A 6,129-nucleotide genomic window follows, 5' to 3' on the forward strand; every position below is an offset into this window, starting at 1 on the left:
CATGCGGACACACTTTTCTTTACTTAACCCGGGGTTTGGGTTCAGTGGGGCTAGTGACTGCGGTTATGTTAGCGACGGCGGGCCAATGCGAGTTACTGACTGCGTTTATGTCAAAAATGGTCCGAAAAATGGCTTGAAAGTGTCATAAACTCACACAGTTTCACATCTGCAGCCCATAATTCTTGGAGTTGTCAGTTCTTGCGGCTAAGTAGCAAAAAATGTGCCCGCCAGCGATACGCCAAGCGGACACAATTTTGCTGCCTTCCCCACCCTGCCCCCCCCCTGCTCAGGAACTTCCTGATCTTACGGTTTGTCTACTCCTTGCGCTTCTTGTTCTGGTAGACGATTGCGCCGGCAATGCCGATAAACACGGCGACCACTGCTACAACGGTGCCAATGACCAACGGGCTCATGCCCTCATCTTCCATGTCCGACGAGGATGCGGATGCCTGAGAATCCGTATCCGAGGAGTCAGATTCATTCGACGCATCTTCTGACGAGTCCTTTGACGATTCCTGTTCCGGCTCTCCCTTGGCCAGAATCGGCTTATCGGATGGAGTCGGGCCGTTCTTGTCAGTCGGTCGCCAGTCAGGCCCCTTAGTTGGCTTGTTGTCCAGGAGGAATGCGAGCTGGAACGGCTGATCGATGCCACTGACCTCTTCATCCGGGCGATAGTTAGCCATTCGGACAGTCGCGTAGTAGTAGCCGGCGTTGGCTACAGGTCGTCCTCCAACATTAGATTCTCGGTTGTTGTATTCGACCGGACGATCTGTTGACAAGTTCAGGTCCTCGGAATCCTGATAAAAGTGCATTGTTCCATCCGCCACGGAAACCTCGAATGGATTCAACAGCGCAACTCCCATGGAATCGGCATTATCGCGCTCCGAATTTCCAGTGCGGGCAGCAATCACTGGTCGCTGACCCCACTCGACAGGGATCTTGTAGAACTTCTGTTCACCGGGCACGATTGTGTCAGAGATGTTATCCCCAGATTTAACTTCCGGCGCTTGGGCTGCGTTATTGCCACCGTTTACGGGCTTGGCCTCTCCAAAAGTGGCCTTTTTGTAGGCTTTGTCGCCGGTCGAAGAAGACCGCCCCTCATTTAGTTTGTCAGCATCCTGCTTCTTCAGGACTGGCTCAAACTGGACGCTAACCTCGACCTTCACCGGTTCATCACGATAGTCCGCTACTGAATCACCGTCATAGACCCACACGTTATTTGCGACGAGCCACTTGGTTTGATCGCAACTGGATTCGATGCGGTCACTATCCCATGCAAGAACGCTTGCATCGGCCGAAGTTGGAGTCCACGAATCGGCACTAGCTTCGGCGCCAGTCAGCGACCCCATACGACCGTCGTCCTGGCATTTTCCGCCAGTTTCATTGATGATTTCGTCAACTTCAGTTCGGACATCCTGCTGGCCCTTACCCTCAGCATCGATATTCGCTAACACCTTTGAGGTAACAATCGCGTTGTGTCCCTTCGGCACCGCGATTCGGTAGTAGAGCGGGGTGCGATCGTGCTGGGCAACCTCTGGCACTAGCGTCGTCTGGTACTTGCCCTCGCCGAGCCATTTCGCGCCCTCCTTAGTCTCGGAGAACTCGAAAGGAGTACCCGTGGTTTCGTAGCCCTGCACTGACCGCTGAGTTAAGAACTTCATGTGGTCTGCGAGCTGGGTGGCATCGTCCGCAGTCATGCTTTGACCGCCAGTTGCCTGCGCAACACACTCCAGCTCAGCGCGAGCCTCTTCATCGACCTTGAATCCCACGGTGTGAATCGTCAGGCCAACACCCTGCCCCGCCAATTCTTTCGCAACCTCACACACCGGTGGCGGCGCGCAGGTGTCGATACCGTCAGAGACCAAAATAATTGACCGCTCACCGTCTGAGCCAAGCTCATCAGCCGCCTTACGCAGTGCATTGCCGATCGGCGTATAGCCCTGAGCTTCCAACCCGGCAATCCTGCTCTTCAGGCCTTCTTTGTCGACCTTTTGGACAGGCGACAGCACCTCGATGTCCTGGCAACCACGTTCGCGGTTGGATTCATCACTGGATTCGCGCTGGCCATAAACCAGCATGCCAAGCAGCGCATCATCCGGGAGGGAGTCAATCAGCTCCGTGGATGCGCGCTTTGCCGCATCGAGGCGGGTGCCTCCGGCGTCGTCGGCAAGCATCGAACCAGACAGATCCATGATTAGCTCTGCTTTTGCTTCGCCCGTACCCCCTTCGCCCGTAGGAGCGGGCTGTTCCACCCCGGACGGCGAAGGCGAATCTTGGGCTGCCGCCACCGGAGCCGGAATCGCACTAAACCCAATCGTCCACGCAGCCAACAACAGAGTGACAACGATGGTTACCCTTAGGCGCTTTGAACTACTTGACGAAAAACTATCTTTAAAAAAGTCTTGAACTACCACCATCACAGCGCCTCAAACTGTTTTCCCAACTACAAAAATCAATCGTGTTGGTAGTTTTTCACAGTGACCCCGGTCACGCTAGAGGTGTTTTTAACGGCTAAACAAATGCCGCCTGAACAATTCATGAACCATGAGAAAATCGCACAGCCGTTGGGGAGCCAGCAAAGCAAAAACGCAGCCCCTGAACAGCGAATACTGAACAGGGGCTGCGAAAGTACTAATTCTCGTAACCACTATTAAATTATTCTTTGCCAACCTACGCCGAAACTAAGCCTCAACGAGCTTGTAAATCCAACCGTGGGTGTCCTCAACCTCGCCGTGCTGGATACCGGTCAGGCGCTCGCGCAGCTTCATGGTCCACTCGCCGGTCTCGCCACCGTTGATCTCGAACTCGCCCTCAGCGGACTTCACAAAACCGACCGGGGTGATGACTGCAGCGGTACCGCAGGCGAACGCCTCGCTCATGACACCGGAAGTGGCATCATCCTTCCACTCCTCGGTGGAAATGCGACGCTCCTCGACATTCATGCCCAGATCCTGAGCAGCCTGCAGCAGCGATGCCCGAGTAATGCCCGGCAGCAGCGAACCAGACAGCTCTGGAGTCACCAGCCGAACACCAGCGTCAGCATTCTCATCCGGGTAGATGAACGCCAGGTTCATGCCGCCCATCTCCTCGATGTACTTGCGCTCGACAGCGTCCAGCCACACAACCTGGTCGCAGCCCTTTTCCTCTGCCTGCTGCTGAGCCGCCAGCGAAGCTGCGTAGTTACCTGCGAACTTCGCAGCACCGGTGCCGCCCGGCGCGGCACGCACGTACTCGTGGGAGATCCACACGGTCACCGGGTTAATGCCACCGGAGAAGTACGCGCCGGCAGGTGAAGCGATGAGCAGGAAGGTGTAAGAGTTCGACGGGTGCACGCCCAGGGTGCTCTCGGTGGAGAACATGATTGGACGCAGGTACAGGGATTCTTCGCCACCAGCTGGCGGCACCCATGCTGCATCGGCTTCAACCAGCAGGCGGATTGCCTCGAGGAAGGTCTCCTCCGGCAGCTGCGGCATTGCAATGCGGTCAGCGGAGCGCTGGAAGCGACGGGCGTTCTGCTCCGGGCGGAAAGTAACAATGGAACCATCCGGCATGCGATACGCCTTCAGGCCCTCAAAAATCGACTGCCCGTAATGCAGGACCGAAGAAGACGGCTGCATTTCAATCGAACCGTATGCCTGCAGCTTGGCGTCATGCCAGCCCTTGTCTGCAGTCCAGTCAATTCGGACCATGTGGTCGGTGAAGTGCTTACCAAAACCAGGGTTGCCCAGAATCTCCTCACGCTCGGCATCAGAGAGTGGATTCGGGTTACGTTCGATTGCAAATTCCAAAGCAGACATGTCTTTCATCCTAAACCGTCGAGGATCGAGTCGTATCAATACTCGCCCCCGAAAGACCGTGTTAGTCAGGGCAATGTCAGCGTCGCGGGCACTAGGCGCGGGTACATTCCAATAGTCGTGGCGCTGGCTCGTCAGTCCGCTGTCCAGGGGTGAAGGACACGAACCGGCAAATAGGGATACGGTGGTGTACCACATAGTACGACTACAAGGAGATGCAACTACATGTCAGTCCCCGCTAACAATGATTCGGCACAGCTCGGCGCTTCTCGTAACGCCGCAGTTTTGTCCAACTACCTGCCGGCTATCGGCACTCGCGTGGTCATCGCTGCCGACAACTCTCTGCCCGCGGACGCCGACGCGGTCCTCGTCGCGCTTATCGACGGCGAGGATGGCCTCGAGCTGGTCGCACCCGAGGCCATCGGTTCGGTTGCAGAGCAGCTGCTCGCCTCCTTTGAGGCAGTCTCCGCCAGCGCTAAGGCCGAGTCCGTGACCGCCATCCCGGCTCCTGCTGGCCTGGATGTCGACAGTGTCACGGGCGTTGGCGTGGGTTCTGAGGACCTGGATGCGGAAGACATCCGCCGTGCCTGCGGCGCCGCTGCCCGCCGTATGACCAAGGCCAAGGTGGTCTTTAACACTCTCGGCGCCATCGATCCGCAGGCTGCAGCCGAGGGCTTTGCGCTGGGCGCTTACGCTTACTCCGGTCAGAAGAGCACCGAAGAAAGCAACGAGGCCACCCAGAAGGTGGTTGTGTTGGGCGCTGATGACGACGTCGTAAAGCGCGCTTCGGCAATTGTAGATGCCGTTGCCACCGCGCGTGACTTCGTCAATACAGCATCGTCGCACCTCTACCCCGAGACGTTTGCTGACGCTGCTGCAGCGCTGGGCCGTGACGCGGGGCTCGAGGTCGAGGTGCTTGACGACGACGCTCTGCGCGCCGGCGGTTTCGGAGGCCTCAATGCCGTGGGTGGTGGATCCTCGCGCGGGCCGCGCCTGGTGCGCCTGATCTGGAAGGGCGATGAGTCGGCAGAGAATTCGCTGGGCCTGGTCGGTAAGGGCATCACCTTTGATACTGGCGGTATTTCGCTGAAGCCGGGCGCCAGCATGGAGAACATGATCTCCGATATGGGCGGCGCTGCGGCTGTTATTGCCACAGTCGTCCTGGCTGCTCGCCTAGGTGTATCCACCCCGGTGACCGCAACTGTTCCAATGGCGGAGAACATGCCGGGTGGTAAGGCGTACCGTCCGGGCGACGTCATTACGCAGTACGGCGGTAAGACCATTGAGATTCTGAATACCGACGCTGAGGGCCGCCTCGTACTCGCAGACGCCATTGTCCGCGCCTGCGAAGACAAGCCGACTCACCTGATTGACACCGCTACCCTGACCGGTGCGCAGCTGGTCGCTCTTGGCGAGCGCACCCCGGGCGTCCTGGGTAACGACGAGTTCCGTGACCGTGTTGCAGAGCTGTCTCAGAGCATTGGTGAAAATGGTTGGGCAATGCCGATTCCAGTTGAGCTAGCAGAGGCCCTGAAGTCGCCGGTGGCTGACCTGCGGAATGTCACGAACTCTCGCTTTGGCGGTATGAGTGTTGCAGCTGCATACCTGCGCGAATTCGTTGGCGAGGATGTTGAATGGGTTCACATCGACGTTGCCGGTCCGGCCTTCAACACCACCGGGGAGTATGGTTATACCCCGAAGCGGGGCACTGGTGTTCCGGTTCGGACGATGTTCTCTGTGATTGAGGATTTGGCAACGAAGTAGCCGGTCATCCGACTGCGCCCCGCCCGGCTGGAATCCTGGCTGGAATGAGCTATTCCACGCACCAGCCGAAAGCGGGCGCAGCCCACGGGGCAAGCAGAGTTTTCAACCTGTAAGCTAATTTGTAATAACCGTCTTAAAACGAGATTTCTTAACTTTTCGAGGAGTGCACAAACATGGCGACCTCTATTGAGATGCCGGAGCTCGGTGAATCAGTTACCGAAGGCACCATTACCACCTGGCTGAAGAAGGTCGGCGACACCGTCGAGGTCGACGAACCGTTGCTCGAGGTTTCCACCGACAAGGTCGACACCGAAATTCCATCTCCGGTCGCCGGTGTTCTCACCGAGATTCTCTTTGAAGAAGACGACACCGTCGATGTTGGCGAGGTCATCGCAAAGGTCGGCGAGCCGGGCGAAGAGCCGGAAGGCGCTGACGATTCCGCTGAGGAGACCGAGGAAGAGGCTCCGAAGGAAGACGCTGAAGAGCCAAAGAAGGAAGCACCGAAGGCTGCCTCCGGTTCCGCTACTGACGTTGAGATGCCGGAGCTCGGCGAATCCGTCACCGAAGGCAC

General features: G+C 57.6%; 4 protein-coding genes. 2 read left to right on the forward strand and 2 right to left on the reverse strand.

The window, feature by feature from the left end:
* Positions 1 to 314 precede the first annotated feature (314 nt).
* Positions 315 to 2,192, reverse strand: a complete 1,878-nt coding sequence (locus HMPREF2681_RS09355; protein WP_070546916.1) for a vWA domain-containing protein — start codon at positions 2,190 to 2,192, stop codon at positions 315 to 317.
* A 489-nt stretch (positions 2,193 to 2,681) separates the two neighbouring features.
* A complete protein-coding gene (locus HMPREF2681_RS09360) occupies positions 2,682 to 3,797 on the reverse strand; it encodes a branched-chain amino acid aminotransferase (protein ID WP_070546919.1) in 1,116 nt (371 codons plus the stop codon).
* Between the two features lie 222 nt (positions 3,798 to 4,019).
* Here HMPREF2681_RS09360 and HMPREF2681_RS09365 point away from each other — a divergent pair, with 222 nt between their 5' ends.
* Together HMPREF2681_RS09365 and HMPREF2681_RS09370 are read left to right on the forward strand one after the other, a co-directional pair.
* On the forward strand, positions 4,020 to 5,558 hold the full coding sequence (locus HMPREF2681_RS09365; RefSeq protein ID WP_070546921.1) for a leucyl aminopeptidase: 1,539 nt from the start codon (positions 4,020 to 4,022) through the stop codon (positions 5,556 to 5,558).
* A 173-nt stretch (positions 5,559 to 5,731) separates the two neighbouring features.
* On the forward strand, positions 5,732 to 6,129 hold a 398-nt coding region (locus HMPREF2681_RS09370; RefSeq protein ID WP_305764426.1), incomplete at its 3' end, for a biotin/lipoyl-containing protein.

The organism is Corynebacterium sp. HMSC064H12 (assembly GCF_001809925.1).
Taxonomy (GTDB): domain Bacteria; phylum Actinomycetota; class Actinomycetes; order Mycobacteriales; family Mycobacteriaceae; genus Corynebacterium; species Corynebacterium jeikeium_D.